Origin of the sequence: Billgrantia ethanolica, from assembly GCF_021404305.1 — a bacterium.
GTDB lineage: Bacteria > Pseudomonadota > Gammaproteobacteria > Pseudomonadales > Halomonadaceae > Halomonas > Halomonas ethanolica.
Genome location: NZ_JABFTX010000002.1, coordinates 849,024 through 872,523, shown reverse-complemented (window position 1 = coordinate 872,523; position 23,500 = coordinate 849,024). Strand labels below are relative to the sequence as shown.

Below are 23,500 nucleotides of genomic sequence, written 5' to 3'. Positions count from 1 at the left end.
AAGCGGCGTGCTGGGCAGAAAAGGGCACCGTCGTGTCAGCTGCCCGACGCAGGCAACCACGGGTCAAGGAGTCGTCATGCAGCATCATGCTGTCCATCGAAGCGTTTCCCGCAGGAATAGGCAAACGGAAGGATTCCGAGGTCATTGATAAGGATCGAAAATCACCCTAAACGAGTTCCGCCAGTGAATCAACCAGCGCATCCGGGCGGCTGTCGCGCACCGGTTCGCCATGGTTGTAGCCGTAGGGTACGGCCAGGGTGCGGAAGCCGGCGGCCCGTCCGGCGGCAACGTCGTGACGGGAGTCGCCTACCATCAGACAGACCGAGGGCGGCAGGCCGAATTGCGCTGCCACGTACAGCAGCGGCGCCGGGGCAGGCTTCTTCTGCGGCAGGCTGTCGCCCCCCAGGCACAGCGCGAAGTGCGCTTCGAGCCCGAACTGCGTCAGGATCGGGCGGATGAACGCGAACGGCTTGTTGGTGACCAGCGTCAGGACCCTGTCGTCACTCCGCAGGGCATCCAGCGCTTCGCGCACGCCGGGATAGAGCCGCGTGCGTGAGCCGGGGTCGCGCCCGTAGTGTGCGAGAAAGGCCTCGTGAGCCCGCGCCAGCAGCACCTCGTCGGGGGACGCGTGCCGGGCGAAGGTCAGTGCCCTCTCCATCAACTTCAGCGAGCCGTTGCCCACCCAGTCGCGCACCCGCGCCTCGCCGGCGACGGGCAGCCCCAGCTCGACCAGGCTGGCATCCACGGCCACCGCCAAGTCGGGCACGGAATCTATCAGGGTGCCGTCCAGGTCGAAGCTGATCAGGCGGATGTCGTCGAGGATGGCGTGCATGCTGTTTCCTTATGTTCCTGGGCCGTTTCCCGCCGAGACTGAAGCCAGGCCCGCTTGCGTGCTGCCGAGAGACGCTTGACCTCGGCTTCAAGGCGCAGCGCTTCGCCGTGGCTGCCCACCGGCTCATGATGCACCAGTGCCAGCGGCCCGCGCCCGCGCAGGGCCTTGGCGCCCCGCCCAGCCTCATGCTGTGCCAGGCGCCGCTCGACGTCGGTGGTGATGCCGGTGTAGATCATCCCCTGCCGGGTTTCGACCATGTAGAGGTACCACGTAACGGGCGACGGACCGTTCATCGCGCGCTTGGCTATACCGTCGCCAACTGCTCGCGGAAGGCGCGGATGACGCTGTCGTAACGGTTGGGGTCGCTGTCGCGGCCGGCACTGAAGACCGCCGAACCGGCAACGAAGGTATCGGCCCCGGCCCGGGCGATCTCGGCGATGTTGTCGACCTTCACCCCGCCGTCGATCTCGAGCCGAATGTCGCGGCCCGAGGCGTCGATGCGACGGCGCGCCTCGCGCAGCTTGTCCAGCGTGCCCGGGATGAAGGCCTGCCCGCCGAAGCCGGGGTTGACGCTCATCAGCAGGATCATGTCGACCTTGTCCATCACGTAATCGAGGTAGGACAGGGGCGTTGCCGGGTTGAACACCAGGCCGGCCTTGCAGCCGCCGCTGCGGATCAGCTGCAGCGAGCGGTCGATATGCTCGGATGCCTCCGGGTGGAAGGTAATGTAGCTTGCCCCGGCATCGATGAAGTCGCCGATCAGGCGATCCACCGGCTTGACCATCAGGTGGGCATCGATGGGCGCGGTGACGCCGTGCTTGCGCAGCGCCTCGCAGACCATGGGACCGATGGTCAGATTGGGCACGTAATGGTTGTCCATGACGTCGAAGTGGACGATATCCGCCCCGGCGGCCAGGACCCGGTCGACTTCCTCGCCCAGCCGGGCGAAATCGGCAGAGAGGATGGAGGGGGCAATCAGGAAGTCGCGGTTCATGTCGCTCATGGGAATAACAGCCATCGCACGGGGAAAGAGGCGTCATATTAACAGACTGCCCCGACCGCCGGGCACCCGACAGGCACCGCCAATGAAGCTTATAGGAAAATAGAATAAAAACACGGATTGTAATTCCACTTGCTCGGCCATACTCTTGCTACCAAGTTCCCTTTGCCGGAGACGTCCCATGCGACTTCCCTCTCTTCGCCGCACCCTCATCGCCGCTGCCCTGGGTCTTGGCCTGGCAGCACCTGCGGTGGCCGCCGAGCGCGAGATCCTCAACTCCTCCTACGACATCGCCCGCGAGCTGTTCGCCGCGATCAACCCCGAGTTCCGCAACCACTGGCAGGCGGAGCACGGTGAAGAGATCGGCATTCAGCAGTCCCACGGCGGCTCCTCGGCCCAGGCCCGCGCCATTCTGCAGGGCCTGCGCGCCGACGTGGTGACCTACAACCAGGTGACCGACGTGCAGGTGCTGGCCGATGCCGGCCTGGTGGCCGAGGACTGGCAAGAGCAGTTGCCCAACAACGCCTCGCCCTACTACTCCACCACTGCCTTCCTGGTGCGCAAGGACAACCCCAAGGGCATCGAGAGCTGGGACGATCTGGTGCGTGAAGACGTTAGAATGGTCTTCCCCAATCCCAAGACCTCCGGTAACGGCCGCTACACCTACCTGGCCGCCTGGGGCTTCGCTCAGCAGCAGTTCGACGGTGACGAGGAGCAGATCCACGACTTCATGCGCACCTTCCTGCGCAACGTGGCAGTGTTCGACACCGGCGGTCGCGGCGCCACCACCAGCTTCATCGAGCGTGGTCTGGGCGACGTGCTGATCAGCTTCGAGTCCGAGGTCAACAACATTCGCCAGGAGTACGGCGAGGAAGACTACGAAGTGATCGTGCCGCCGGTCAGCATCCTGGCCGAGTTCCCGGTGGCGGTGGTCGAGCCCAACGCCGAGCGTAACGGCAATCTCGACCTGGCCAAAGCCTATGTGGAGTACCTCTACAGCGAAGAGGCCCAGCGTCAGTTGGCCGGCTTCAACTATCGCGTGCATCACGAGACGGTCGTCGAAGAGTTCGCCGATCACTTCCCCGAGACCGAGCTACTGCTGGTAGAAGACATTGCCGGCAGCTGGGAAGAAGCGATGGAAACCCATTTCGGTAGCGGCGGGTTGCTCGACCAGCTGCAACGCCGCCGCTGATAGCGACGGCGCCTGACATGCGCGACGCAAGCGAGACACGATGAGTAGTCGTTCCTTCGCCATCGGCCTCGGCAGCACCCCCAAGCGGGTGCTGCCGGGCTTCGGTTTGTCGCTCGGCATCAGCCTGACCTTCGTCTCGCTGATGCTGCTGCTGCCCATGACCGGCCTGTTCGGCCAGTTGGCGGGGCTCAGCCTGGCCGAGTACTGGGCCATCATCACCAACGAGCGGGTGGTGGCAAGCTACGTGGTGACCATTGGCGCCGCCGCCGTGGCAGCCATCGTCAACGCCGCCTTCGGCCTGCTGCTGGCCTGGGTACTGGTGCGCTACACCTTCCCCGGCAAGCGCCTGCTCGATGCGCTGATGGACCTGCCCTTCGCCCTGCCCACCGCCGTGGCCGGCATCACCCTGGCCACGCTCTACTCCAGCAACGGCTGGATGGGGCAACTGCTCGAACCGCTCGGGCTGCAGGTGGCCTACACCTGGGTGGGCATCGCCCTGGCCATGTCCTTCACCAGCATTCCCTTCGTGGTGCGCACGGTGCAGCCGGTGCTGGAGGACATGCCCAATGAAATGGACGAGGCCGCGCTGACCCTCGGCGCCTCGGACTTCACCGGCTTTCGCCGCGTGATCCTGCCGCACCTGTGGCCGGCCCTGGTGACCGGCACCGGGCTTGCCTTCGTGCGCTCGCTGGGTGAATTCGGCGCGATCATCTTCATCGCCGGCAACATGCCCTACGAGACCGAGATCACCGCGTTGATGATCTTCGTGCGCCTGCAGGAGTACGACTACGCCGGCGCCTCGGCCATCGCCTCGGTGGTGCTGTTCGTTTCGCTGGCCCTGCTGCTCGCCATCAACATCTGGCAGGGCCGCTTCATCAAGCGCCTGCACGGAGGACACGGCTGATGCAACGAATCGGAGATGGCGTCGCCGTTCGGCGCCTGCTGATCGGCGCCGCCGTGGTGCTGGCGGCCCTGTTCCTGCTGCTGCCGCTGGTGGCGATCTTCGCCCAGGCCTTCGCCCGGGGCATCGACGTGTTCTGGGCCAACGTCACCAATCACTACACCCTGGCAGCGATCCAGCTGACCCTGTTCATCGCCGTGCTGACGATTCCAGTGTGCCTGGTGTTCGGCGTGGCGCTGGCCTGGCTGGTGACCCGCTTCCGCTTCCCGGGACGGCGCATCCTGCAGACCCTGATCGACATCCCCTTCGCCGTCTCTCCGGTGGTGGCGGGGCTGGTCTATCTGCTGCTCTACGGCCGCACCGGCTGGCTGGGCAGCTGGCTCGATGGCCACGACATCCAGTTGATGTTCGCCTGGCCCGGCATCCTGCTGGTGACCATCTTCGTCACCTGCCCGTTCGTTGCCCGCGAGCTGATTCCGCTGATGCAGGCCCAGGGCTCCCGCGAGGAAGAGGCTGCCGTGACCCTGGGCGCCCCGGGCTGGACTATCTTCCGCCGGGTCACGCTGCCCAACATCCGCTGGGCGCTGCTCTACGGCGTGATCCTGACCAACGCCCGGGCGGTCGGCGAGTTCGGCGCCGTCTCCGTGGTTTCCGGCGCCATCCGTGGCCAGACCAATACCCTGCCGCTGCATCTCGAGCAGCTCTATCAGGACTACAATACCGTGGGCGCCTTCGCCAGCGCATCGCTGCTGGCACTGATCGCCCTGCTCACGCTGGTCGCCAAGGCCGGCCTGGAATGGCGCGCTGCGCGCCGGGAGGTTCACCCATGAGCATCCGCCTTCATGAGATCGGCAAGCACTTCGGCAGGACCCAGGCGCTGGAGCCGATCGATCTGGACATCACCGAAGGCGAGCTGGTCGGCCTGCTGGGTCCGTCCGGCTCCGGCAAGACCACGCTGTTGCGCATCATTGCCGGACTGGAGACGGCAGACAACGTCGCCGGCGCCCGCATTCTGTTCGGCGAGCGCGACGTGACCCACCTGCACGTGCGCGACCGGCGCATCGGCTTCGTGTTCCAGCACTACGCGCTGTTCCGGCACATGACGGTGTTCGACAACGTGGCCTTCGGTCTCACGGTGATGCCGCGCAAGAGCCGTCCCTCGAGCGGCGAGATTCGCAGCCGGGTGCATCGTCTGCTGGAGATGGTCAAGCTCGAGCACATGGCTCACCGCTACCCCGCCCAGCTCTCCGGCGGCCAGCAGCAGCGGGTCTCGCTGGCGCGCGCCCTGGCCCTGCGCCCCGACGTGCTGCTGCTCGACGAACCCTTCGGCGCGCTGGATGCCAAGGTACGCCAGGAGCTGCGCCGCTGGCTGCGCCATCTGCACGACGAGCTCAACTTCACCAGCCTGTTCGTCACCCATGATCAGGAAGAAGCGCTTGAGCTCTCCGACCGCGTGGTGGTGATGAGCAACGGCCGCATCGAGCAGATCGACACCCCCGACGAACTCTATCGTCATCCGGCCAATCGCTTCGTGTTCGAGTTCCTGGGCGACGTCAATCACCTCGAAGGCACGGTGCGCAACGGTGTACTGACCTGCGGTGACGCCCGTCTGGCCGTGGACCTGGCCGACGGCCCGGAAGAACTGCTGCTGCGCCCCCACGAGCTGGAGCTCGCACCCAGCGCCACGCAGCACGCCCACCTGCCGGTGTGCGTGACCGCCATTTCACCGGTGGGAGCCGAAGTACGTGTGGAGCTGGAGGCGGACTGGCTGGGCGAGCCCTGGCTGGCCACGGTGAGCCACGCCGATTACGAAAGACTTCACCTCACCCGGGGCACGCGCCTGTACGCCGCTCCCCGGCGCTGGCATCGATTTCCCGATGAGCGGAGCAAACAGGCTGCTTCCACGCTCGAAGCGGTGAGCTGAGCGGTTCGGCGTCAGCCTGCCTCGCCCGGCGTACGCGACCAGACCATGAGCGTCTCCTGCTCGCCGCTGAGCGGCTCCGTGCGCTCCTCGAGCACCCGGAAGCCCAGGCGGCGATAGAAGGAGACGGCATGCACGTTGCGTGAGTAGACGCACAGGGTAATTCGCTCCCGCTTGCTCATGGCATGCGCCATCAGATGGGTGCCGTGGCCGAAGCTCTGCAGCTCGGGGTCGATGAACAGCGCCTCGAGGTGATCGTCGTTGAGCGCGGCAAACCCCACGGCGCGCCCAGCGGCCTCGAGCACGTAGGTTTCCGCACCGGGCAGATAGCGGCTCGCCATGTCCTCGGCGCGATCACGCCAGAACCCGGCGGGAATGAAGTCATGAGCCAGCAGCGAGGCACGCAGCCAGATGTCGACGAGCTGCGGAATGTCCTCGGTCGTGGCAGGACGTATCATGCGGTATCTTCCTCTCCTGGAAGGCGAAAGGCTCGATCTTCGTCGAGTGAAAAACAGAGTGTAACCGTAATGCCTACGCCCGGCGCAACGCTGTTGCCGACAGCGAGCTGACGATATACTGCACAAGTGACTGAGGCGAGTATCTTTCTGCTGCCTCACGCACGGCCAAGCTCGGGCCGCCCCCTGGCCCCGCAAGACGAATCCGGGAGCGAGAATGAATCGACGTCATGCCTTGTGTGCCGCAGCCGTTCTGTTGGCCACCGCCCTGCTGGCCGGCTGCGCCAGCCCCCATTACCTCCAGCTCAACCCGCAGCGCAGTGCCGCCGTTCCCCAGACGGGCAGCGGTCAGGCCGTGACGGTAGCCGCCGTGGACGAGCGCGACAGCGAGGTGATCGGTACGCGCACCGGCAGCGCCATGTCTACGGCAGTGATTACCGTGAGCGCCCACGAGCTGATACCGAACCTGCAGCGCGAGGCGGAACGGGCCGTTCGCGACATGGGCTTTTCACCGACCAGCGAGCCGGCCAGCGGTCGCCCGGGCCTGACGGTCACGATGCTGCACCTCGGCTACGAGCGTGGCGAGAACCGCCCGGTCATCGATGAAGCACGGATGGAAGCGGTACTCGAGGTCAAGGTGACCAACCAGGGCACCACCTACACCGGCACCTACACTGCCCGCCGCACCCAGAGCTACGCGGTGCGCCCGGGGCGTGACGCCAACCGCCGCATGCTCAATGACCTGATCGGCGACGCCCTGGATCGCGCCTTCAGCGACCCGGAGCTGGCCCAGCTGCTGGCCCGCTGAGCCTCTCGGCCTCGAGCCACGCCATGCCCAGCCACACCATGCGAAAGGGCCGCCCCCCACCGGGCGGCCCTTTGCCGTTGCGCCACATCCAGACTTTCGCTACCGCTCAAGTCAGCGGGCCGCGCCGGGTGAGCGCCCACACACTTTCACGAAACCCGCTACCCGCTTCCGGTTCGCCATCCTCCAGGTGAGTGACCTGGAAATTGGGCTCGAACAGCTCGCGCACCTCATCGGCCGGCACGTGATAGGGCGGGCCGGCGCTTTCGTCTCCCGTCGCACGTGAAAGCGAGATCAGCAGCCCGCGCATGCCGGGGGGGATCAGCTGCGCGAGATGAAAGGCATAACGCTGGCGAGTCGCGGGCGGCAGAGCGATCAGCGCGGCGCGATCGTAGAAGGCACCGATCTCGGCCGCCTGATCGATATGGAAGTGGAAGAAGTCACCGCACCACAGCTCCACGCTGCCCTGACGGCAGATCGCAAACGGCTCCTGCTGGTAACGCGACACCTCGCCGGTGCCCTCGTCGACGAACTGCTCGATCGCCTCCCGCGACAGCTCGATGCCCAGCACAGGGTGGTCGCGATTGGCCAACCAGCGCATGTCCAGGCTCTTGCCGCACAGCGGTACCAGCACCTTGGTGCCCGCGCGTATCTTCAGCCTGGGCCAGTGGCGCACCAGTGCCGGATGCGTATCGTGGCGATGAAAACCGATACGCCCCTCGCGCCAGCGGTCGAGCCATTCACGCGTCATCGTCCATGCCTCGTCATCAGAACCAGCGGTCGCGCTTGCGCCGCTTGCGCGGCAGATGGGGAACGATCAGCCCGACCAGGAGACCGGCGCCGGCTACGCCACCGCCGTACATGAAGTAACGCATCAGTAGATCTTCTTCCTGGGTATCCAGGCGGGCCTGGAGCTGGCGGATGGTACTGCGCGAGCGGTCGGCCTCGCTGTCGAGCTCGCGGTTGCGCGCTTCCAGCTCGGCGATGCGCTGCTCACGCACGTCGAGGGTTTCGGTCATGGCCGAGACCCGGTTCTCCCAGGTCTCGTTGATAGCGCCCAGCTCGGCCTCGAGCTCGGCCACTTGCTCCTCGAGGCGCGGCAGCTGGTAGCTCGCACTCGGCGACGACTGCAGCTCGTTGCTCAATATCCAGACACGATTGCCGTCACCGTTTTCGACCCGGCTGTAGTTGCCGCTGGTCTCGAGCAGGGTAACCGGCTCGCCGGCCGTCAGGGTACCGACAATGCGATAGCCGTCGGTCGGGCCGCTGCGCACGTAGGTGGTCAACTCATCGGAAACCCAACGCGCGTTGTCGTCCGCCTGCTGGGCATGCAGCGGAAGCGCCGCCAAGCCAAGCGCGACGCCTGCGAGAAAAAACCTGAATCGATGCTTCATGCCGGTGTCCTGGCTATCAAAGCCGCGGGCCTGCCATCGACAAGCCCTTGGCAAATCTCTCTTTCACTGGCCTATCCACAGTATCTGTGGATAAACCCCGGGAAAACCGCTGGAAAGGCGGCTGTCTGGCACCCCGGCACTGGGCTGCGACAGGATGATCATTTCCTGAGCAGACCGCGGGCATGCCCTTTCCCTGCGTTTCATTGTTGTCAGCGCTCGCTCTTCGGCGGCAGCATAGGACCACGCGGAAACTCCGCGATGCGCCCCTCGCTCTTCACGGCCCTGGCCGGCCCCTCACGCTCCACCTCGTCGATACGCACGATGGCGTTCAGCGGCAGATAGCTGCGCTTGACGCCATCGAAGGTGTGACGCAGGCGATCGGCAGAGGGATCGACGACCAGCTTCGAGCCGTCCTCGAAGACAAATTCCTCGACCTCGATGAAACCCCAAAGTTCGCTCTGGTAGATCTCCCTGGCATAGAGCTCCCAGACTTCACCCTGCTGGTGGAAAACCACCCGATAGATCGGCTTGGCCGCCATAAGGCCGTCTGTCCTCAACGTTCGGTTGTGCTAATGAGATGTCCCGCTGGGGGACTGCCAAGGGGCTAGCGTATCACAGGCGTCCCTGGCCGCGGTGCCCCTACTGGCTCCTTCAGGCTGCCTTCCGTATAATACCGCCACCTTCGAGGACGGCCACAAGGCCTATTCCCGCGACACTCCACTCACCGGTGACGCACGCGTCGGACGACTGACCCTCTATCCTATGGCGAAGAAACTCTTCATCAAGACCCACGGCTGCCAGATGAACGAGTACGACTCCGCACGCATGGCGGATCTGCTCGGCGAATCTCACCAGCTCGAATTGACCGACGACGAAGGCGAAGCCGACGTCATCCTGCTCAATACCTGCTCGATTCGTGAGAAGGCCCAGGAAAAGGTCTTCCACCAGCTCGGCCGCTGGAAGAAACTCAAGGAGGCCAACCCCGATCTGGTGATCGGCGTGGGCGGCTGCGTGGCCAGCCAGGAAGGCGAGGCGCTGCGCAAGCGTGCGCCTTACGTCGACATGGTGTTCGGCCCCCAGACCCTGCACCGGGTGCCGTCGATGCTCGATGCCAGGCGCAACGACCAGATCTCCGTCGTCGACGTGACGTTCCCCGAGATCGAGAAGTTCGACCACCTGCCGAAGCCCAGCTCCGACGGTGCGACCGCCTTCGTCTCGGTGATGGAAGGCTGCTCCAAATACTGCACCTTCTGCGTGGTGCCCTATACCCGCGGCGAAGAGGTGTCGCGCCCCTTCGAGGCAGTGATGGACGAGGTGATCCACCTGGCCGATCAGGGCGTGCGCGAGATCAACCTTCTGGGCCAGAACGTCAACGCCTACCGCGGAGAGAACCGGCTCGGCGACGAGATCGATCTGGCCGAGCTGATCGCCTGCGTGGCAGCTGTGGAGGGTATCGACCGCATTCGCTTCACCACCTCGCACCCGGTGGAGTTCAGCGACAGCCTGATCGAGGCCTATGGCGAGATTCCCGAGCTGGTCAGCCACCTGCACCTGCCGGTTCAGGCCGGCTCCGACCGTATCCTCGCCGCCATGAAGCGCGGCCACACCGTCGAGGAGTACGTGGAGAAGATGGAGCGCATTCGTGCACTGCGCCCCGACATCAGCTTTTCTTCCGACTTCATCATCGGCTTCCCCGGCGAGACCGAGGCGGACTTCGAGGCCACCATGGACCTGATCCATCGCATCGGCTTCGACCACTCCTTCAGCTTCGTCTATTCGGCGCGGCCCGGGACACCGGCCGCGGCACTGCCCGACGACACCCCGGAGAGCGTCAAGAAGCAGCGTCTGGCGATCCTGCAGGAGCGCATCAATCAGCAGGCAATGCAGATCTCGCGGCGCATGGTGGGCACTACGCAGCGCATCCTGGTCAGCGGCTTCTCGCCCAGGGATCCCGGCCAGCTGTCGGGGCGCACCGAGAACAACCGGGTGGTCAACTTCAGCGCCGCCAACCCCACCGAGCTGATCGGCCACTTCGTCGAGGTGACCATCACCGAGGCACTGCCCAATTCTCTGCGCGGCGAACTGGCTTCCCCGACGCTACAATGAGGGCAGACAGGCACTCTCTACGACCCCCCGACGGGCAACGTGAGTGGAAAGCATTGCCCTGCCGAAAGGCAGGGCATTAAGCTGGGAGCCAATACACGCAACGCATGGATTCCGACACCTTGAGTCAACACGCCGCACAGGCCAACCGCATCATCACCTTGAGCCTCGAGCCCAACGATCCACAGCGTCTCGCCAACCTTTGCGGCCAAAGGGACGAGCACCTCAAACAGGTCGAGTCACGCCTCGGCGTCACCCTGCGCAACCGCGGCAACGTCTTTCAACTGGCCGGTCCCGGCCATCGAGTCAAGGCCGCCGCCAACGTGCTGGAGCACCTCTATCGCGAGGCCGAAGCCAGCCCGCTGTCACCGGATACCGTGCATCTGTTCCTGCAGGAGTCGGGGCGTGAAGCGCTGGACGAAGAGGAAGGCCCCGTCGACGGCGAGGTGCTGCTGCGTACGCCCAAGGTACTGATCAAGCCCCGCGGGCAGAACCAGCAGAACTACGTCGCGAGCATTCGTCAGCACGACATCAACTTCGGCATCGGCCCGGCCGGCACCGGCAAGACCTACCTGGCAGTGGCCGCGGCGGTGGAAGCGCTCAACCAGCAGGAGGTGCGTCGCATTTTGCTGGTACGCCCCGCCGTGGAAGCGGGCGAAAAGCTCGGCTTTCTGCCGGGCGATCTGGCCCAGAAGATCGACCCCTACCTGCGCCCGCTCTACGATGCGCTCTACGAGATGCTCGGCTTCGAGCAGGTGGGCAAGCTGATCGAGCGCCAGGTGATCGAGATCGCTCCGCTGGCCTACATGCGCGGGCGCACCCTGAACAACGCCTTCATCATTCTCGACGAGAGCCAGAACACCACCCGCGAGCAGATGAAGATGTTCCTGACCCGCATCGGCTTCGGCTCCACCGCGGTGATCACCGGCGACGTGACTCAGGTCGACCTGCCCCGCGGCCAGAGCTCCGGGCTGATCCAGGTGCTCGAGGTGCTCAGGGGTACCGCCGGCATCGGGGTGACGCATTTCGCCGCCAAGGACGTGGTGCGACATCCGCTGGTGCAGCGCATCATCGAAGCCTACGAGAGCTTCGAGGCCGAGCAGGAAGTGCAGGAACGCGCCCGCCGCGAAGCCCGCGAACGGGAGCGCGAAGCCCTGCGTCAGGAGCGTGAGCGCAACAGGGACGGCGGCGAAAAATGATCCCGGCGCCCATCGTCGACCGCCAGATTGCACTAGCCGACCGGGAGTTGCCGGCGCAGGCTGCGCTGGAGGGCTGGATCGCCGCGGTGCTGGTGCGCTTCCCTGGGGAGACGCGCCACGAGGTCACCGTGCGCTTCGTCGACGCCGATGAAGGCCAGGCGCTGAATCGCGACTACCGCGGTCGCGACAAGCCGACCAACGTGCTCTCCTTTCCCTTCGATGGCCCGCCCGGCATCCCGCTGCCGCTGCTCGGCGATCTGGTACTGTGCCACCCGGTGGTGGTACGCGAAGCCGCCGAGCAGTCCAAGCATCTCGAACATCACTATGCCCATCTGGTGGTGCACGGCATGCTGCACCTGCTCGGTCACGATCACCTCGAGGTGGAGGAAGCCGAGGCGATGGAGCAGCTCGAGCGTGACATCCTGGCGGACTTCGGCATCGCCGACCCCTATACGGCGGATCACCCCGAACAACAAGACGACAGCATGGACGAGAGACTCTAGCGATGAGTGAAGACCGAACGAGCAGCCAAAGCGGAAGGTCGTGGCTCGACAAACTGCTCGGCGCCCTCTCGGGGGATAGCGAAGGCCCCAGCTCGCGGGAGGAGCTGATGGAGTTCCTGCGCGAGGCGGCCACCCGCCTCAAGCTGGACCAGGACGCCATGATGATCATCGAAGGCGCCCTGCAGATCAGCGACCAGCAGGTTCGTGAGGTGCTGATCCCGCGCTCCCAGGTGGCCGCCATCGCCGTGGATCAGCCCGCCGAGGAGTACCTGGCCCTGATCAACGAGACCGGTCATTCGCGCTACCCGGTCATCGGCGAAAACCTCGACGAGGTCAAGGGCCTGCTGCTGGTCAAGGATCTGCTGAAGCTGCTCAACCGCCCCGCCGAGGAGCGCGAGCGCTTCTCGCTCGAGGACGTGCTGCGCCCGGCCATGTTCGTGCCGGAGTCGAAGCGGCTCAACAGCCTGCTCAAGGAGTTTCGCGACACTCACAACCACATGGCGGTAGTGGTCGATGAGTACGGCGGCACCGCCGGTATCGTCACCATCGAAGACATTCTCGAACAGATCGTCGGCGACATCGAAGATGAACACGACACTGACGAGGATGACGACATCCGCACCCTCGGCGAGGGGCGCTACGCGATTCGTGCATTGACCCCGATCGAGGATTTCAACGAGCGCTTCGGCACGCGCTTCTCCGACGACGAGTTCGATACCGTCGGAGGACTGGTGATGCAGCGCTTCGGCCACCTACCCGGGCGCGGTGAGCACACCGAGCTCGGCGGCTGGCGCTTCACCGTGCTCAATGCAGACAATCGGCGAATACGCCTGCTGGAAGCCGTGCTGCAGGACGAAGCAACGCCACCCCAGGATTGATTCGGCTGTCTCAGGATGCCAACTCTCATGAAAAATACACGTCCGACGCCCGTCATCGGCTATCTGGCCGCGCTCGTTGCTGGCGTTCTGACCACGCTGACTGCCTCGCCCTATGAGCTGTGGTGGCTGGGACCGCTGGCCGCAGGGCTCGTCTACTGGGCGATTAGCCCCCTGGGGGCGCGCCAGGCCGCCTTCCTCGGCTGGTGCTACGGGGTCGGCCTGTTCGGCTCCGGCGCTTCCTGGGTTTACGTGTCGATCCACGACTACGGCTACACCGGGATGCCGCTGGCGCTCTTCCTCACCGTGCTGTTCGTCTGTGCCATGGCGCTGTTCGTTGCCGCGGCGCTATGGCTCTACCGCCTGGTGTGTGGCCCACGCCTGGCCTTCCTCACCTTCGCCGGCGCCTGGGTGCTGGGCGAGTGGCTGCGCACCTGGCTGTTCACCGGCTTTCCGTGGCTGCTGCTGGGCAGCTCTCAGGTCGATTCGCCGCTGGCGCCGTGGGCGCCCATTGGCGGTGTCTACCTGCTCTCGCTGATCGTTGCGCTCAGCGGTGCTCTGGGGGCGGAGTTCCTGCGTCGGCGCTGGTGGGCGGCCGCACCCATCGCCGCCATGTGGCTGGTCCCGCTGGTGCTGCCGATCCAGTGGACCGAGCCGGCAGGCGAGCCGCTTCGGGTCGCCCTGCTGCAGGGCAACCTCGACCAGTTGATCAAGTGGACCCCAGAGGGCCAGCGTATTGCCGCCAATACCTACCTGGAGATGACCCAGGCCTACGCCGACGATGCCGACCTGATCGTCTGGCCCGAGGCGGCTCTGCCGATGTTCGAAGACGAGGCCGAGCCGCTGCTGGCCAGGGCCCAGGCCCACCTGGCGCCAGGCAGCGCCCTGCTCACTGGCATCCTCCAGCGTGAAGGACGCGGGCTCTACTACAACAGCGTGATCGGGCTGGGCAATGCCGAGGGTGAGTACCGCAAGGCTCATCTCGTGCCGTTCGGTGAGTACCTGCCATTGGAGCGCTGGCTGCGCGGCACCATCGCCTTCTTCGACCTGCCGATGCCGGCAATGACCCCCGGCCCCTCGGGGCAGGGACCGATCCGTGCTGCCGGTACGGTGATCGGCAACGCCATCTGCTACGAGATCATCTACGCCGATCTGGTGGCACAACAGGCCCGCGACAGCGAATTGCTGCTGACGGTATCCAACGATACCTGGTTCGGCGAGTCGATCGGCCCGCTGCAGCACTTGCAGATGGCCCGCCTGCGGGCGCTTGAGAACGGCCGCTACGTGGTGCGCGCCACCAGCAACGGGGTCACCGCCGTGATCGACCAGTACGGTCAGGTAGTGGCCAGAGCACCTCAGTTCGAGACCGTGGCGCTGCTCGCCGAAGCCGTACCGATGCAGGGTCTGACGCCCTTCACCCGCACTGGCAGTTGGCCGGTGTGGCTGCTCAGCGCACTGCTGGTGCTGCCGGGACTGAGGTTGCCAGAGCGCCGCCGACGGCGGCTCTAGGCTCTATCAGAAAACCCAATCAACGACGAGGCCCGCATCAGCGGGCCTCGTTGCGTTGGGCAGTGGTGGATCACTCCGGCTTGGCCGGCACCTCGCCCAGCACCTCGGGAATGGTCATGCGCACGTAGCGCCCCGGCGCCTCTTCCAGCAGCTTGAGCTCGCCCTCGCCCGGCTGGCGTGCCGGCACCATCTTGTCGGCATCGGCGTAACCGCCTGCGGTCATCCACTGCTGCCAGTGAGGCCACCAGGAGCCCTCGTGGAACTCGGCACCGGCAAGCCAGGTTTCGTGATCGTCGGGCAGCTCGCCGTTGGTCCAGTAGCCGTACTTGTTGCGCGCAGGCGGGTTGACGATACCGGCGATGTGGCCGGAACCGCCCAGCACGAAGGTGACCGGCCCCTTGGGCAGCAGCGCACCGTAATAGGTGCTGTTCCACTTGGCGATGTGGTCCTCGCGGGTGGAGACGAAGTAGCTCGGCGTGGAGATCTTGCGCAGGTCGATCTTGACCCCATCCAGCTCGATGCCGCCGGGTTCCACCAGACGATTCTCCAGGTACATGTGGCGCAGGTACCAGCCATGGGTGCCGGCCGGCAGGTTGGTGCCGTCGGTATTCCAGTAGAGCAGGTCGAACGGCGCCGGATTCTCGCCCTTCAGGTAGTTACTGACATAGAAGGACCAGAACAGGTCGTTCTCGCGCAGCAGGTTGAAGGTATAGGCCATGGAGCGGCCATCGAGGTAGCCGTCCTGCTCCATGCGTGCCTCGATCCCCTGCAGGATCGGCTCGCTGAGCAGTACGCCGAGCTCGCCGGGATCGCGGAAGTCCTGCAGCGTGGCCATGTAGGTGACCGACTTGACCTTGCGCCCGCGCCGGGTGCTGGTCAGATAGGCCACGGTAGAAGCGGTCAGGGTGCCACCGATGCAGTAGCTGAGCAGGTTGACCGACTTCTCGCCGCAGGCCTGCTCGATGGCCTCCATGGCGGCGATCGGTCCCATCTGCATGTAGTCGGCCCAGCTCAGGTCGCGCTGCGCCGGGCCCGGGTTGCGCCAGGAGATCAGGAACACGGTATGACCCTGATCCACCAGCCACTTCACCAGCGAGTTGTCCTGACGCAGGTCGAGGATGTAGTACTTGTTGATCCAGGGCGGCACGATCAGCAGCGGAGTCTTGAACACCGTATCGGTGGTCGGTGTGTACTGGATCAGCTGGATCAGCTCGTTCTCGTAGACCACGTAGCCGGGCGTCACGGCGATGTTGCGCCCGATTTCGAAGGCGCTGCGGTCGGTCATGGCCACGTTGAGCCCATCGGCGGAGTTGGCCAGGTCACGGCGCAGCTGGGCCAGACCCTCTATCAGGTTCTGGCCCTTGGTCTCCAGGGTACGGCGCATCACCTCGGGGTTGGTGGTGACGAAGTTGGTCGGCGCCATGGCATTGACCATCTGGCGGGCATAGAACGCCAGATTGCGCTTCTGCTTCTCGGGCAGGCCGTCGAGCTGCTCGACGAGCTCTTCCACGGCACCGGAGAACAGCAGGTACTGCTGCAGGATGGCACGATAGAAAGGCTCCTGCTGCCAGGCCTCGTCCTTGAAGCGTCGGTCGTTCTTGGGTGGTGCCACCAGCGGCTCGCCCAGATTCCCGTTCAGCGCCTGCAGGCCATGCTGCCACAGCTGGTACTGGTCCTGGATGAGGCGCGCCTGGGTCTGCCACAGCAGTTGAGGATTGCGCATCAGCGACTCGGCGCCGGCCTGGAAGGCCTCGCGCATGTCGGCCTGAATGGAGTCGGCGGCTGCATCGGGCGCCATGCGCTCGAGCAGTTCCTGCATCAGGGCCTGATAATGTTGCCCCATCTCCTTGAGCTGCTCGTTCCACTCTTCCAGTTCGGCCTGGGAGAACACCTCGTCCCCTGACTGCATCGCCCTCTCCTATATGAGAACCTTCTTCTTCGATTCGATGCGTGCGCCCAACCGAGCGCCTCCACGGAGCGCGACATCAGCCCCGTGGAGAGGTCGGCGACTACCGACCCCGAAGCGGTCGAATGACTTTCAGCTCTTGCGCGACGTGGCCTTGGCCGGAGCGTCGGTCTTGGTCGATGCAGCCGGCTTGGCACTCGCTTCCGCCTGCTTGGCCGTATCGCTCAGCTCCTGACTGACCTCACCGAAGAGCTGCTCCAGCTCGGCGCGGAACTGCTGGCTCATTTCGCCCAGCGCCTGTGCATCTTCCATCATCTGCTGCGAGAGTTCGTTCATCATCTCGGCCTGCTGGGCGCCGAACGCCTGCAGGTCCTGGGCATCGCGAATCTCGGAAGCGCTGCGCATGCGCTCGGTGCCCATCTGGCTGTAGCGCTTCATCGCCTCGAGCTGGTACTCGGTCATCTTCTCCATATTGCCGAGCATCAGCGAGTTGAGCTTGCGCATGGGTTCGAAGAACCGCCGCGTCTGCTGATTGAATTCATCGAGCATCTTGTCCTGCATGGGGGCAACCTCCTGTGGACCGTGAACATGCGGGTAGCAGCGCGCACCGGGATCGGTCAATCTTCAGCCGCCTGCGATACCCGACGCGAAGCCGGGCGCGGTATGAGGCGGCGCTCATGCTGCACCGCACAAATCGTAGCCTGACCAGGCTCTCGCTGCAATACCCTTCCACTGCCGCAGAACGAAGAGCGCCGTTGTGGCATCAGCTACGCCGAGAACGCGAACTCGCTTTGGCCGTTCCCGTCTTGCCGGCCGACTTCTCCGCGCGCTTGGGTTCAGCCTCCGCCGCCGGCTCCTGCGTCGCCTTGCCCATCGAGCTACCGGCCTGGCGCAGCATGTCGAGCATCATCTGCTGATAGGTGCCGAAGCTGGCCAGCCCCTGGGAAAGCCCCTGGCTCATGTCCTGGGAGAACCCCTGCTGCAGGAATGGCTTCATCAGACTCATGGGGTCGTACCCCTCGACACCGGACTCCATCTGCTTCTGGATCCGGTTGAGCAGCTCCTGCTGAAAGGCTTCCACATCGGGCAGGCCCAGGGCACGACGAAACTCCTCGGGCGTCAGGTCGAACTCGACGTTTATCTTCATGGCTCATCTCTGCTTCAGTGTGCTTTCAGTGTAGCAACTCGGCTCAATACGCAACGCACCCGCTGCCGATGCTCCTCAACGCAAGACCGGCGTCTCGACTCTTACGTCACCATTCTGCGCCCGGTGACGCAGCAGATGATCCATCAGCGTCAGCGCCATCATCGCCTCGGCGATGGGGGTGGCGCGGATGCCCACACAGGGATCGTGGCGCCCCTTGGTCACCACCTCGACCGGGTTGCCGTTCACGTCGATGCTACGCCCAGGCAGGGTGATGCTGGAAGTGGGCTTGAGCGCCAGATGCGCAATCAACGGTTGCCCCGAGGAGATACCGCCGAGTACGCCGCCGGCATGGTTGGAGAGAAACCCCTCGGGCGTCATCTCGTCTCGGTGCTCGCTGCCACGCTGCACCACCGCGGCGAAGCCGTCGCCGATCTCTACCCCCTTCACCGCATTGATGCTCATCAGGGCGTGGGCCAGATCGGCGTCCAGGCGATCGAACACCGGCTCGCCCAGCCCCGGCGGCAGCCCGTCGGCCACCACGGTGATCTTGGCGCCCACCGAATCCTGATCGCGACGCAGTTGGTCCATGAAGGCCTCGAGCTCGGGTACGCGCTCGGGGTCGGGGCAGAAAAAGGGATTGTCGTTGACCGACTCCCACTGCTTGAAGGCGATCTCCAGCGGGCCGAGCTGACTCATGTAGCCGCGCACGCTGATGCCCTGGCTGGCCAGGTACTTCTTGGCGATGGCGCCGGCGGCCACGCGCATGGCGGTTTCCCGGGCGCTGGAACGACCGCCGCCGCGATAGTCGCGAATGCCGTACTTGTGGTGATAGGTGTAGTCGGCGTGGGCGGGACGGAACTGATCCTTGATATTGCCGTAATCCTTGGAGCGCTGATCGGTGTTCTCGATCAACAGGCCGATGGCGGTGCCGGTGGTCACACCCTCGAACACTCCGGAGAGAATGCGCACCTGATCGGGCTCGCGACGCTGGGTGGTATGCCGCGAAGTGCCGGGACGACGACGGTCGAGGTCGTGCTGCAGATCGGCTTCGCTAAGCGGCAGCCCCGGCGGGCAGCCGTCGACGATGGCGCCTAGCGCCGGGCCGTGGCTCTCGCCGAAGGTGGTGAGGGTGAACAGCTTGCCGAAGGTGTTGCCGGACATGGGCGTGCCTCCCGATATCGTAGGGTTGGATCAGGCGAAGGACGCCGCATGGGCGTCGAGTTCCGCAGCGGTGAGGGCGAACACGCCCTGCCCGCCGCGCTCGAAGTCGAGCCACAGGAAAGGCACCTCGGGGAAGGCCGCTTCCAGATGACTATCGGAGTTGCCGACCTCGACGATCAACACGCCGTGATCGGTCAGGTAGCGCCGCGCTTCGCGCAGGATACGGCGCACGATGTCGAGGCCGTCGGCCCCGGCGCCGAGTGCCAGCGCCGGCTCGTGACGATACTCGACGGGCATGGTGGCAAGGTCGCGGGCATCGACGTAGGGCGGGTTGGAAACGATCAGATCGTAGCTCTGGCCGGCCAGCCCCTCGAACAGGTCGGAGAGCACCGCCCGCGCCCGAACGCCCAGGTCGTGGCGCTGGATGTTCTGTCTGGCCACGGCCAGGGCGTCGGTGCTGATGTCGGAAAGGTCCACCTCGCAGGTGGGCAGGTGCAGCGCCGTGGCGATGCCGATGCAGCCCGAGCCGGTGCATAGATCCAGCACCCGCGCCGGCGGCTCCTCGGGGAACCAGGCGGCGAAGCCGCTCTCGATCAGCTCGGCGATGGGCGAACGTGGTATCAGCACCCGCTCGTCGACGTCGAAGGCAAAACCGGCGAAGAATGCCTCACCCAGCAGATAAGGCAGCGGCCGGCGCGAGGTGATGCGCTCACGCACCAGCGCGACGATACGCGCTCGCTCCACGGGCAGCAGGCGTGCCTCGAGCACCGCCGGGTCGACGTTCCAGGGCAAGTGCAAGGCGCCCAGCGTCAGCGCCACGGCTTCGTCCCAGGGGGAGTCGGTGCCGTGGCCATGATGCAGGCCGGCCAGGTGAAATTCGCTGGCGGCCCAGCGCAGGTAATCGCGCAGCGTGAGGAGGTCGCGACACAGCGCCTCGTCGTCCAGGGTCAGGGTCGAGCGGGAATCGGTGGAGTTGGCCACGAAAGGTCCTGCACAGTCGGTTGGGTTCGATGCCCCGATTGTACCCGCGGCGACTGGCGGTTCACAGCCACGCTCAGGCCGTTATACTGGCCGCTCGACGACACCACCCGAGCCCCGCATGAGCCAACGCCGCCCCCCCGACGACGATGACGACGACAGCAACGCCTTTCGCCAGGCACTGCGTGAGGCCGGCGTGCGCCGCATTGCCGTCAATCGTGCCGACCCGGGGCGGCCCAAGCGTCGCGACCCGGCGGCGGCAGAACGTCGCGCTGCGGCGGTGGCCGCCGACACAACGGAGAGCGCCAGTCGCACCAGCGATGGCCGCGTGGAGCCGGTGCGCCCTTCGGAATTCCTCGACTTCGCCCTGCCCGACCTGCCCTACCGCACCCGCAGTCAGCTGAAGCGCGGCCAGATCGCCTGGGAGGCAGGGCTGGACCTGCACGGCTACAGCCTCGACGAGGCGCGCCTGGAGCTGGAAAGCTTTCTCAAGGAGGCGGTGGGTAGTCGCATGCGCTGCGTGCTGGTGGTTCACGGCAAGGCGTGGGGCAGCACGGCGGATTACCCGGTGATCAAGAGCCACGTCAACGCCTGGCTGCGCGAGTGGCCGACGGTGCTGGCGTTCTGCTCGGCCCGGGACAGCGATGGCGGCACCGGCGCCGTCTATGTCCTGCTGCGTCGCAGAGGCGTCGATGCCTGAGCGCTACCGCTAACCGCCACCCGACTCGCGTTCGGTCGGCATCTGCGGCGGCTCGACGATGATGCCCCCCGCGCCGCCATGGCCGCTTTGCGTGCGCCCCTCGTAACGATCCAGCGCTTCCATGGCCAGATGACGCCCCAGGCGGATCAGCGCCTCGGCGCGATGGAACTCGAAGGCCCCGCACACCGTCTTGGGCACCTCGATCAGCACGTCGGGGGGGTAGCCCGCAATCTTGTACTTGGCCAGCGACGCCTGGGTGATGTCGAATGAGGCCAGGATCATGTCGAGCCGCCCCCAGGCCCGACGCCCATTGGATGTGCGCTCGCTCTTGCCGTCCGCCGAATCGGCCTCCTGCTCCGCGGTACCGAACCCTTCGAACAGCCAACGCGTGGCGCCGCGCACGTCCATCCAGCCCTTGGCCACGGCCTGCGCTTCTGCGGCTTCCTGCTCTTCTGTGGGCATCAGGTCGTTCAGCGTCACCGGGCGGGCACTATGGGCGGTCACGTTGACGGCCAGCATCATGTCGGCATGCGACGATACCGTCGGCGTGATCGGCAGGGGGTTGAGCAAGCCTCCGTCCACCAGGGTGCTGTCGCCGATGTGCACCGGCGTGATGACCCCCGGTATGGCAATGGAGGCACGGATCGCACGCAGCAGCGGACCCGACTGGAACCACACCTCGCGCTGGCGCGCCAAATCGGTGGCGACGGTGGTCAGTGGGATGGGCAGATCCTCGATCTGGATATCGCCGATGAGCTCTTCGAGCTTGCTCATCACCTTGCTGGCCCGCATCGCCCCCATCGGGCTCCAGGTGACGTCGACCAGCTTGAGCACGTCGAAGTAATCGAGCCGGCACACCCAGTCGCGATAGGCCTCGAGCTGGCCCGCGGCATGCACACCAGCGATGACCGCTCCCATGGAGCAGCCGGAGATGGCGGTGATCTCGTAGCCTCGTGCCTCGAGCACCTCGATCACGCCGATATGGGCATAGCCGCGCGCCCCGCCGCTGCCCAGCGTCAGCGCCACGCGCTTGCCCTGTTCCATCGCCAGACTGCTGCTCATCTCACCTCTCCCCGAGATCAAGTTCGACGCGGTTCCAGCCACGTCTCGATGGCTCGCGCCACCGCGGCCACACTGTCAGGCTCCAGATGCAGATGGTGCCCGCCCGGCAATACCTGTCGCATCAGATGAGGGACTGCCGCACGCGCCGCCTGGGCGTTCTCGCGTTCGGCCAATATGCCCCTCTCGCCCTCGATCAATAGCACCGGCGCCTGGATCGCACCGAGCAGGGCCAGTACCTGCTCCGGACTCAGGCGCAGCGGTGAAGGCCAAAGCAGCCTGCCATCGGTACGCAAACGCACGTGGCCATCGGCCTCCCGCACAAGATTGCGCTCCACCAGCGGCGTCGCGGTTTCGGCATCGATCGGTGTCACGCCACCGGCCACACGTGCCGCCACGGCGGTACTGCTATCAGGATAGCGCGGCGCCGCCGACCTCGTGCGCCTGGCGGCACGCAACCCCTTGCGCAGTTGAGCGGCGCTATCCCCGGCAGGCGTGGTCACGGCGCCCAGGCCATCGACCAGCACCAGCCGCTCGATGCGCTCCGGCAGCGCCGCCGCGGTGAGGCAGGCCACCCCCGCCCCCATGGAGTGGGCCAGCACGCTCACGCGCTCTAGGCCCAGCTCGTCGGCAGCATCCAGCAAGTCATGGCAGTAGTCCCACAGAGCGTAGTCGCCCTCGCTATGCTGCGAGTGGCCGTGACCGGCGAAGTCCAGCGCCACGATGCGCACGTCGAGCCGTGCGCACAACAACGGCGCCAGGCGGGAGAAGCTCGCGGCGTTGTCCAGCCAGCCGTGCAGTGCCAGCCAGGTGGGGGCGCTCGGCTCGCCCCAGGCGAGTGCTGCCAGGCGACCGCCGGCCAGGATCAGGGGTTGCGCCTCGCTCATGCCTCGCCCTCCAGCAGTCGGTCGAGCATCGCCAGCAGCGCCTGCCGCGTCTCTTCGGGGTGCTCCATGGGGAACATGTGGGTACCCGGCACCGGCGCCAGCGGAATGCCGTGGGCAGCCAGCCGGCGGCGGCGCCTGGGCGTGATCAGATCGGAGTCGCTGCCGACCAGCACGCCGAAAGGAATCCTGAGCCGGCGCGGCAAACGCGTCAGGTGATCGGGCAGATTGCGGAAGATCTCGGTCTCGATCGCCGGGTCGTAGATCAGTTCGGCGCCGCCGTCGTCACGCAGCCGAGTGCCGCCTTCCACATAGTCGTACAGGGCTTCAGGGGTGAAGCGGCGGAACAGACCGCGACGGCGCAAGTGATTGGCCATCGCCTCACGGTCGGGCCAGCAGGCCCGGCGACCGTGACTCTTGCCCGCCGGGGTGACCCGGTCGACGAAGCCGAAGCGCTTGGCGACCTTCATGCTCCAGGCATCGAGCCCCAGCATCAGCGGCGGGTCGAGCATCACCACGCAGCGAAAGCGCTGCGGCGCATGCTCCGCCGCCATGGCCATCAGCACGCCGCCCATGGAGTGCCCCACGCCGATCACAGGACTCTCATCGTCGAGCACGTGCTCGAGCAGCTCGTCGCGCAGCGCCAGCCAGTTGGCACCGACCGGGTAGTCGGGATGATGGCCCAGGCGGTCGACGGGGTGAATGTCGAAGCGCTCATGCAGGGGAGCCAGCAGGCTACGGTAGCTCATGCCGGGAAAGCCATTGGCGTGAGCGAAGACCAGGCGAGGTCGCGAAGCGGTGGAACGTTCAGTCATGAGGAGAATCCGGAGTCGGAGCTGGCCGGCAGTGGCGATAGCAGGCTAACGGGTTTACTCTATTCCGCCAAGTCGACCTCCGCTTCATACCGTTCGCCCTGTTCTGGAGTCCCGTCATGCCTCGCCCCCCGCGCGATACTCGCACGCGTAACCTTGTGTTC

Annotated in this window: 26 protein-coding genes; 11 read left to right on the top strand and 15 right to left on the bottom strand. The window is 65.7% G+C overall.

Features of this window, described 5'->3' with window-relative positions; translation table 11 throughout:
- Nucleotides 1-166 precede the first annotated feature (166 nt).
- The 3 genes from HOP53_RS12825 to rpe are packed head-to-tail and all read right to left on the bottom strand — an operon-like array spanning nucleotide 167 to nucleotide 1,835.
- Nucleotides 167-832: a phosphoglycolate phosphatase gene (locus tag HOP53_RS12825; RefSeq protein ID WP_234270389.1), complete on the bottom strand. Its 666-nt coding sequence runs from the start codon at nucleotides 830-832 to the stop codon at nucleotides 167-169.
- A complete protein-coding gene (locus HOP53_RS12820) occupies nucleotides 802-1,089 on the bottom strand; it encodes a GIY-YIG nuclease family protein (RefSeq protein ID WP_234270388.1) in 288 nt (95 codons plus the stop codon). Before HOP53_RS12820 ends, HOP53_RS12825 begins: the two co-directional genes overlap by 31 nt.
- A 47-nt stretch (nucleotides 1,090-1,136) precedes the next feature.
- On the bottom strand, nucleotides 1,137-1,835 hold the full coding sequence (rpe, locus tag HOP53_RS12815; RefSeq protein ID WP_234270387.1) for a ribulose-phosphate 3-epimerase: 699 nt from the start codon (nucleotides 1,833-1,835) through the stop codon (nucleotides 1,137-1,139).
- A gap of 178 nt (nucleotides 1,836-2,013) precedes the next feature.
- Between rpe and cysP the strand changes: the two genes are divergently transcribed.
- The 4 genes from cysP to HOP53_RS12795 are packed head-to-tail and all read left to right on the top strand — an operon-like array spanning nucleotide 2,014 to nucleotide 5,849.
- Nucleotides 2,014-3,024 (top strand): thiosulfate ABC transporter substrate-binding protein CysP, encoded by a 1,011-nt coding sequence (gene cysP, locus HOP53_RS12810; protein ID WP_234253899.1) that lies wholly within the window; start codon nucleotides 2,014-2,016, stop codon nucleotides 3,022-3,024.
- 40 nt (nucleotides 3,025-3,064) lie between these two features.
- On the top strand, nucleotides 3,065-3,928 hold the full coding sequence (gene cysT / locus HOP53_RS12805; RefSeq protein WP_234253898.1) for a sulfate ABC transporter permease subunit CysT: 864 nt from the start codon (nucleotides 3,065-3,067) through the stop codon (nucleotides 3,926-3,928).
- Nucleotides 3,928-4,755 (top strand): sulfate ABC transporter permease subunit CysW, encoded by an 828-nt coding sequence (gene cysW, locus HOP53_RS12800; protein WP_234253897.1) that lies wholly within the window; start codon nucleotides 3,928-3,930, stop codon nucleotides 4,753-4,755. The genes cysT and cysW overlap by 1 nt, the downstream gene beginning before the upstream one ends.
- On the top strand, nucleotides 4,752-5,849 hold the full coding sequence (locus HOP53_RS12795; protein ID WP_234270386.1) for a sulfate/molybdate ABC transporter ATP-binding protein: 1,098 nt from the start codon (nucleotides 4,752-4,754) through the stop codon (nucleotides 5,847-5,849). Before cysW ends, HOP53_RS12795 begins: the two co-directional genes overlap by 4 nt.
- Nucleotides 5,850-5,860: 11 nt before the next feature.
- On the opposite strand, the gene HOP53_RS12790 is transcribed toward HOP53_RS12795, so the two are convergent.
- Nucleotides 5,861-6,304 carry a GNAT family N-acetyltransferase gene (locus tag HOP53_RS12790; protein ID WP_234270385.1) on the bottom strand — a complete coding sequence of 148 codons (444 nt, stop codon included), beginning with the start codon at nucleotides 6,302-6,304 and terminating at the stop codon, nucleotides 5,861-5,863.
- A 214-nt stretch (nucleotides 6,305-6,518) separates the two neighbouring features.
- Here HOP53_RS12790 and HOP53_RS12785 point away from each other — a divergent pair, with 214 nt between their 5' ends.
- Nucleotides 6,519-7,109, top strand: coding sequence for a YajG family lipoprotein (locus HOP53_RS12785; RefSeq protein ID WP_234270384.1), 591 nt, complete (start codon nucleotides 6,519-6,521; stop codon nucleotides 7,107-7,109).
- A gap of 106 nt (nucleotides 7,110-7,215) precedes the next feature.
- Here HOP53_RS12785 and HOP53_RS12780 read toward each other — a convergent pair whose 3' ends face one another.
- The 3 genes from HOP53_RS12780 to HOP53_RS12770 form a co-directional block, all read right to left on the bottom strand.
- Nucleotides 7,216-7,857, bottom strand: coding sequence for a thiopurine S-methyltransferase (locus HOP53_RS12780; RefSeq protein WP_234270383.1), 642 nt, complete (start codon nucleotides 7,855-7,857; stop codon nucleotides 7,216-7,218).
- A gap of 16 nt (nucleotides 7,858-7,873) precedes the next feature.
- On the bottom strand, nucleotides 7,874-8,500 hold the full coding sequence (locus HOP53_RS12775) for a TIGR04211 family SH3 domain-containing protein (protein WP_234270382.1): 627 nt from the start codon (nucleotides 8,498-8,500) through the stop codon (nucleotides 7,874-7,876).
- A 209-nt stretch (nucleotides 8,501-8,709) separates the two neighbouring features.
- Complete coding sequence (locus tag HOP53_RS12770) at nucleotides 8,710-9,039, bottom strand: DUF1820 family protein (RefSeq protein ID WP_010627368.1); 330 nt, start codon at nucleotides 9,037-9,039, stop codon at nucleotides 8,710-8,712.
- A gap of 223 nt (nucleotides 9,040-9,262) precedes the next feature.
- On the opposite strand from HOP53_RS12770, the gene miaB reads away from it, so the two are divergent.
- From miaB to lnt, 5 genes are all read left to right on the top strand, one after another.
- Nucleotides 9,263-10,606 (top strand): tRNA (N6-isopentenyl adenosine(37)-C2)-methylthiotransferase MiaB, encoded by a 1,344-nt coding sequence (gene miaB, locus HOP53_RS12765; RefSeq protein ID WP_234270381.1) that lies wholly within the window; start codon nucleotides 9,263-9,265, stop codon nucleotides 10,604-10,606.
- A gap of 119 nt (nucleotides 10,607-10,725) precedes the next feature.
- The gene (locus HOP53_RS12760; RefSeq protein ID WP_234270380.1) at nucleotides 10,726-11,802 is read left to right on the top strand and encodes a PhoH family protein; all 1,077 of its coding nucleotides are present in this window, start codon (nucleotides 10,726-10,728) and stop codon (nucleotides 11,800-11,802) included.
- The gene (gene ybeY / locus HOP53_RS12755; RefSeq protein WP_234270379.1) at nucleotides 11,799-12,305 is read left to right on the top strand and encodes an rRNA maturation RNase YbeY; all 507 of its coding nucleotides are present in this window, start codon (nucleotides 11,799-11,801) and stop codon (nucleotides 12,303-12,305) included. The genes HOP53_RS12760 and ybeY overlap by 4 nt, the downstream gene beginning before the upstream one ends.
- 2 nt (nucleotides 12,306-12,307) lie before the next feature.
- On the top strand, nucleotides 12,308-13,183 hold the full coding sequence (locus HOP53_RS12750; RefSeq protein WP_035590543.1) for an HlyC/CorC family transporter: 876 nt from the start codon (nucleotides 12,308-12,310) through the stop codon (nucleotides 13,181-13,183).
- Nucleotides 13,184-13,210: 27 nt separating this feature from the next.
- Nucleotides 13,211-14,689 carry an apolipoprotein N-acyltransferase gene (lnt, locus tag HOP53_RS12745; protein WP_234270378.1) on the top strand — a complete coding sequence of 493 codons (1,479 nt, stop codon included), beginning with the start codon at nucleotides 13,211-13,213 and terminating at the stop codon, nucleotides 14,687-14,689.
- 70 nt (nucleotides 14,690-14,759) lie between these two features.
- Here lnt and phaC read toward each other — a convergent pair whose 3' ends face one another.
- From phaC to prmB, 5 genes are all read right to left on the bottom strand, one after another.
- Nucleotides 14,760-16,598: a class I poly(R)-hydroxyalkanoic acid synthase gene (phaC, locus tag HOP53_RS12740; protein WP_234270377.1), complete on the bottom strand. Its 1,839-nt coding sequence runs from the start codon at nucleotides 16,596-16,598 to the stop codon at nucleotides 14,760-14,762.
- Between the two features lie 129 nt (nucleotides 16,599-16,727).
- The gene (locus HOP53_RS12735) at nucleotides 16,728-17,156 is read right to left on the bottom strand and encodes a phasin family protein (RefSeq protein WP_234270376.1); all 429 of its coding nucleotides are present in this window, start codon (nucleotides 17,154-17,156) and stop codon (nucleotides 16,728-16,730) included.
- Nucleotides 17,157-17,358: 202 nt separating this feature from the next.
- The gene (locus tag HOP53_RS12730) at nucleotides 17,359-17,742 is read right to left on the bottom strand and encodes a DUF6489 family protein (RefSeq protein WP_234270375.1); all 384 of its coding nucleotides are present in this window, start codon (nucleotides 17,740-17,742) and stop codon (nucleotides 17,359-17,361) included.
- Between the two features lie 75 nt (nucleotides 17,743-17,817).
- Nucleotides 17,818-18,903: a chorismate synthase gene (aroC, locus tag HOP53_RS12725; RefSeq protein WP_234270374.1), complete on the bottom strand. Its 1,086-nt coding sequence runs from the start codon at nucleotides 18,901-18,903 to the stop codon at nucleotides 17,818-17,820.
- 30 nt (nucleotides 18,904-18,933) lie between these two features.
- Entirely contained in the window at nucleotides 18,934-19,884 is a 951-nt protein-coding gene (gene prmB / locus HOP53_RS12720) for a 50S ribosomal protein L3 N(5)-glutamine methyltransferase (RefSeq protein ID WP_234270373.1), read from the bottom strand.
- A gap of 118 nt (nucleotides 19,885-20,002) precedes the next feature.
- On the opposite strand from prmB, the gene HOP53_RS12715 reads away from it, so the two are divergent.
- Entirely contained in the window at nucleotides 20,003-20,581 is a 579-nt protein-coding gene (locus HOP53_RS12715) for a Smr/MutS family protein (RefSeq protein ID WP_234270372.1), read from the top strand.
- 9 nt (nucleotides 20,582-20,590) lie between these two features.
- Here HOP53_RS12715 and HOP53_RS12710 read toward each other — a convergent pair whose 3' ends face one another.
- Genes HOP53_RS12710 through HOP53_RS12700 form a run of 3 tightly spaced genes read right to left on the bottom strand, consistent with a single transcriptional unit; the run spans nucleotide 20,591 to nucleotide 23,339 of the window.
- The gene (locus HOP53_RS12710; RefSeq protein WP_234270371.1) at nucleotides 20,591-21,643 is read right to left on the bottom strand and encodes a patatin-like phospholipase family protein; all 1,053 of its coding nucleotides are present in this window, start codon (nucleotides 21,641-21,643) and stop codon (nucleotides 20,591-20,593) included.
- 17 nt (nucleotides 21,644-21,660) lie between these two features.
- Nucleotides 21,661-22,527 carry an alpha/beta fold hydrolase gene (locus tag HOP53_RS12705; RefSeq protein ID WP_234270370.1) on the bottom strand — a complete coding sequence of 289 codons (867 nt, stop codon included), beginning with the start codon at nucleotides 22,525-22,527 and terminating at the stop codon, nucleotides 21,661-21,663.
- A complete protein-coding gene (locus HOP53_RS12700) occupies nucleotides 22,524-23,339 on the bottom strand; it encodes an alpha/beta fold hydrolase (protein WP_234270369.1) in 816 nt (271 codons plus the stop codon). The genes HOP53_RS12705 and HOP53_RS12700 overlap by 4 nt, the downstream gene beginning before the upstream one ends.
- Nucleotides 23,340-23,500: the final 161 nt, after the last annotated feature.

Bases quoted from the DNA above. Each gene is read 5' to 3' on its own strand.
- HOP53_RS12825 (WP_234270389.1), bottom strand. From the start codon at position 832: ATGCACGCCATCCTCGACGACATCCGCCTGATCAGCTTCGACCTGGAC.
- HOP53_RS12820 (WP_234270388.1), bottom strand. From the start codon at position 1,089: ATGGTCGAAACCCGGCAGGGGATGATCTACACCGGCATCACCACCGAC.
- rpe (WP_234270387.1), bottom strand. From the start codon at position 1,835: ATGAGCGACATGAACCGCGACTTCCTGATTGCCCCCTCCATCCTCTCT.
- cysP (WP_234253899.1), top strand. From the start codon at position 2,014: ATGCGACTTCCCTCTCTTCGCCGCACCCTCATCGCCGCTGCCCTGGGT.
- cysT (WP_234253898.1), top strand. From the start codon at position 3,065: ATGAGTAGTCGTTCCTTCGCCATCGGCCTCGGCAGCACCCCCAAGCGG.
- cysW (WP_234253897.1), top strand. From the start codon at position 3,928: ATGCAACGAATCGGAGATGGCGTCGCCGTTCGGCGCCTGCTGATCGGC.
- HOP53_RS12795 (WP_234270386.1), top strand. From the start codon at position 4,752: ATGAGCATCCGCCTTCATGAGATCGGCAAGCACTTCGGCAGGACCCAG.
- HOP53_RS12790 (WP_234270385.1), bottom strand. From the start codon at position 6,304: ATGATACGTCCTGCCACGACCGAGGACATTCCGCAGCTCGTCGACATC.
- HOP53_RS12785 (WP_234270384.1), top strand. From the start codon at position 6,519: ATGAATCGACGTCATGCCTTGTGTGCCGCAGCCGTTCTGTTGGCCACC.
- HOP53_RS12780 (WP_234270383.1), bottom strand. From the start codon at position 7,857: ATGACGCGTGAATGGCTCGACCGCTGGCGCGAGGGGCGTATCGGTTTT.
- HOP53_RS12775 (WP_234270382.1), bottom strand. From the start codon at position 8,500: ATGAAGCATCGATTCAGGTTTTTTCTCGCAGGCGTCGCGCTTGGCTTG.
- HOP53_RS12770 (WP_010627368.1), bottom strand. From the start codon at position 9,039: ATGGCGGCCAAGCCGATCTATCGGGTGGTTTTCCACCAGCAGGGTGAA.
- miaB (WP_234270381.1), top strand. From the start codon at position 9,263: ATGGCGAAGAAACTCTTCATCAAGACCCACGGCTGCCAGATGAACGAG.
- ybeY (WP_234270379.1), top strand. From the start codon at position 11,799: ATGATCCCGGCGCCCATCGTCGACCGCCAGATTGCACTAGCCGACCGG.
- HOP53_RS12750 (WP_035590543.1), top strand. From the start codon at position 12,308: ATGAGTGAAGACCGAACGAGCAGCCAAAGCGGAAGGTCGTGGCTCGAC.
- lnt (WP_234270378.1), top strand. From the start codon at position 13,211: ATGAAAAATACACGTCCGACGCCCGTCATCGGCTATCTGGCCGCGCTC.
- phaC (WP_234270377.1), bottom strand. From the start codon at position 16,598: ATGCAGTCAGGGGACGAGGTGTTCTCCCAGGCCGAACTGGAAGAGTGG.
- HOP53_RS12735 (WP_234270376.1), bottom strand. From the start codon at position 17,156: ATGCAGGACAAGATGCTCGATGAATTCAATCAGCAGACGCGGCGGTTC.
- HOP53_RS12730 (WP_234270375.1), bottom strand. From the start codon at position 17,742: ATGAAGATAAACGTCGAGTTCGACCTGACGCCCGAGGAGTTTCGTCGT.
- aroC (WP_234270374.1), bottom strand. From the start codon at position 18,903: ATGTCCGGCAACACCTTCGGCAAGCTGTTCACCCTCACCACCTTCGGC.
- HOP53_RS12715 (WP_234270372.1), top strand. From the start codon at position 20,003: ATGAGCCAACGCCGCCCCCCCGACGACGATGACGACGACAGCAACGCC.
- HOP53_RS12710 (WP_234270371.1), bottom strand. From the start codon at position 21,643: ATGAGCAGCAGTCTGGCGATGGAACAGGGCAAGCGCGTGGCGCTGACG.
- HOP53_RS12705 (WP_234270370.1), bottom strand. From the start codon at position 22,527: ATGAGCGAGGCGCAACCCCTGATCCTGGCCGGCGGTCGCCTGGCAGCA.
- HOP53_RS12700 (WP_234270369.1), bottom strand. From the start codon at position 23,339: ATGACTGAACGTTCCACCGCTTCGCGACCTCGCCTGGTCTTCGCTCAC.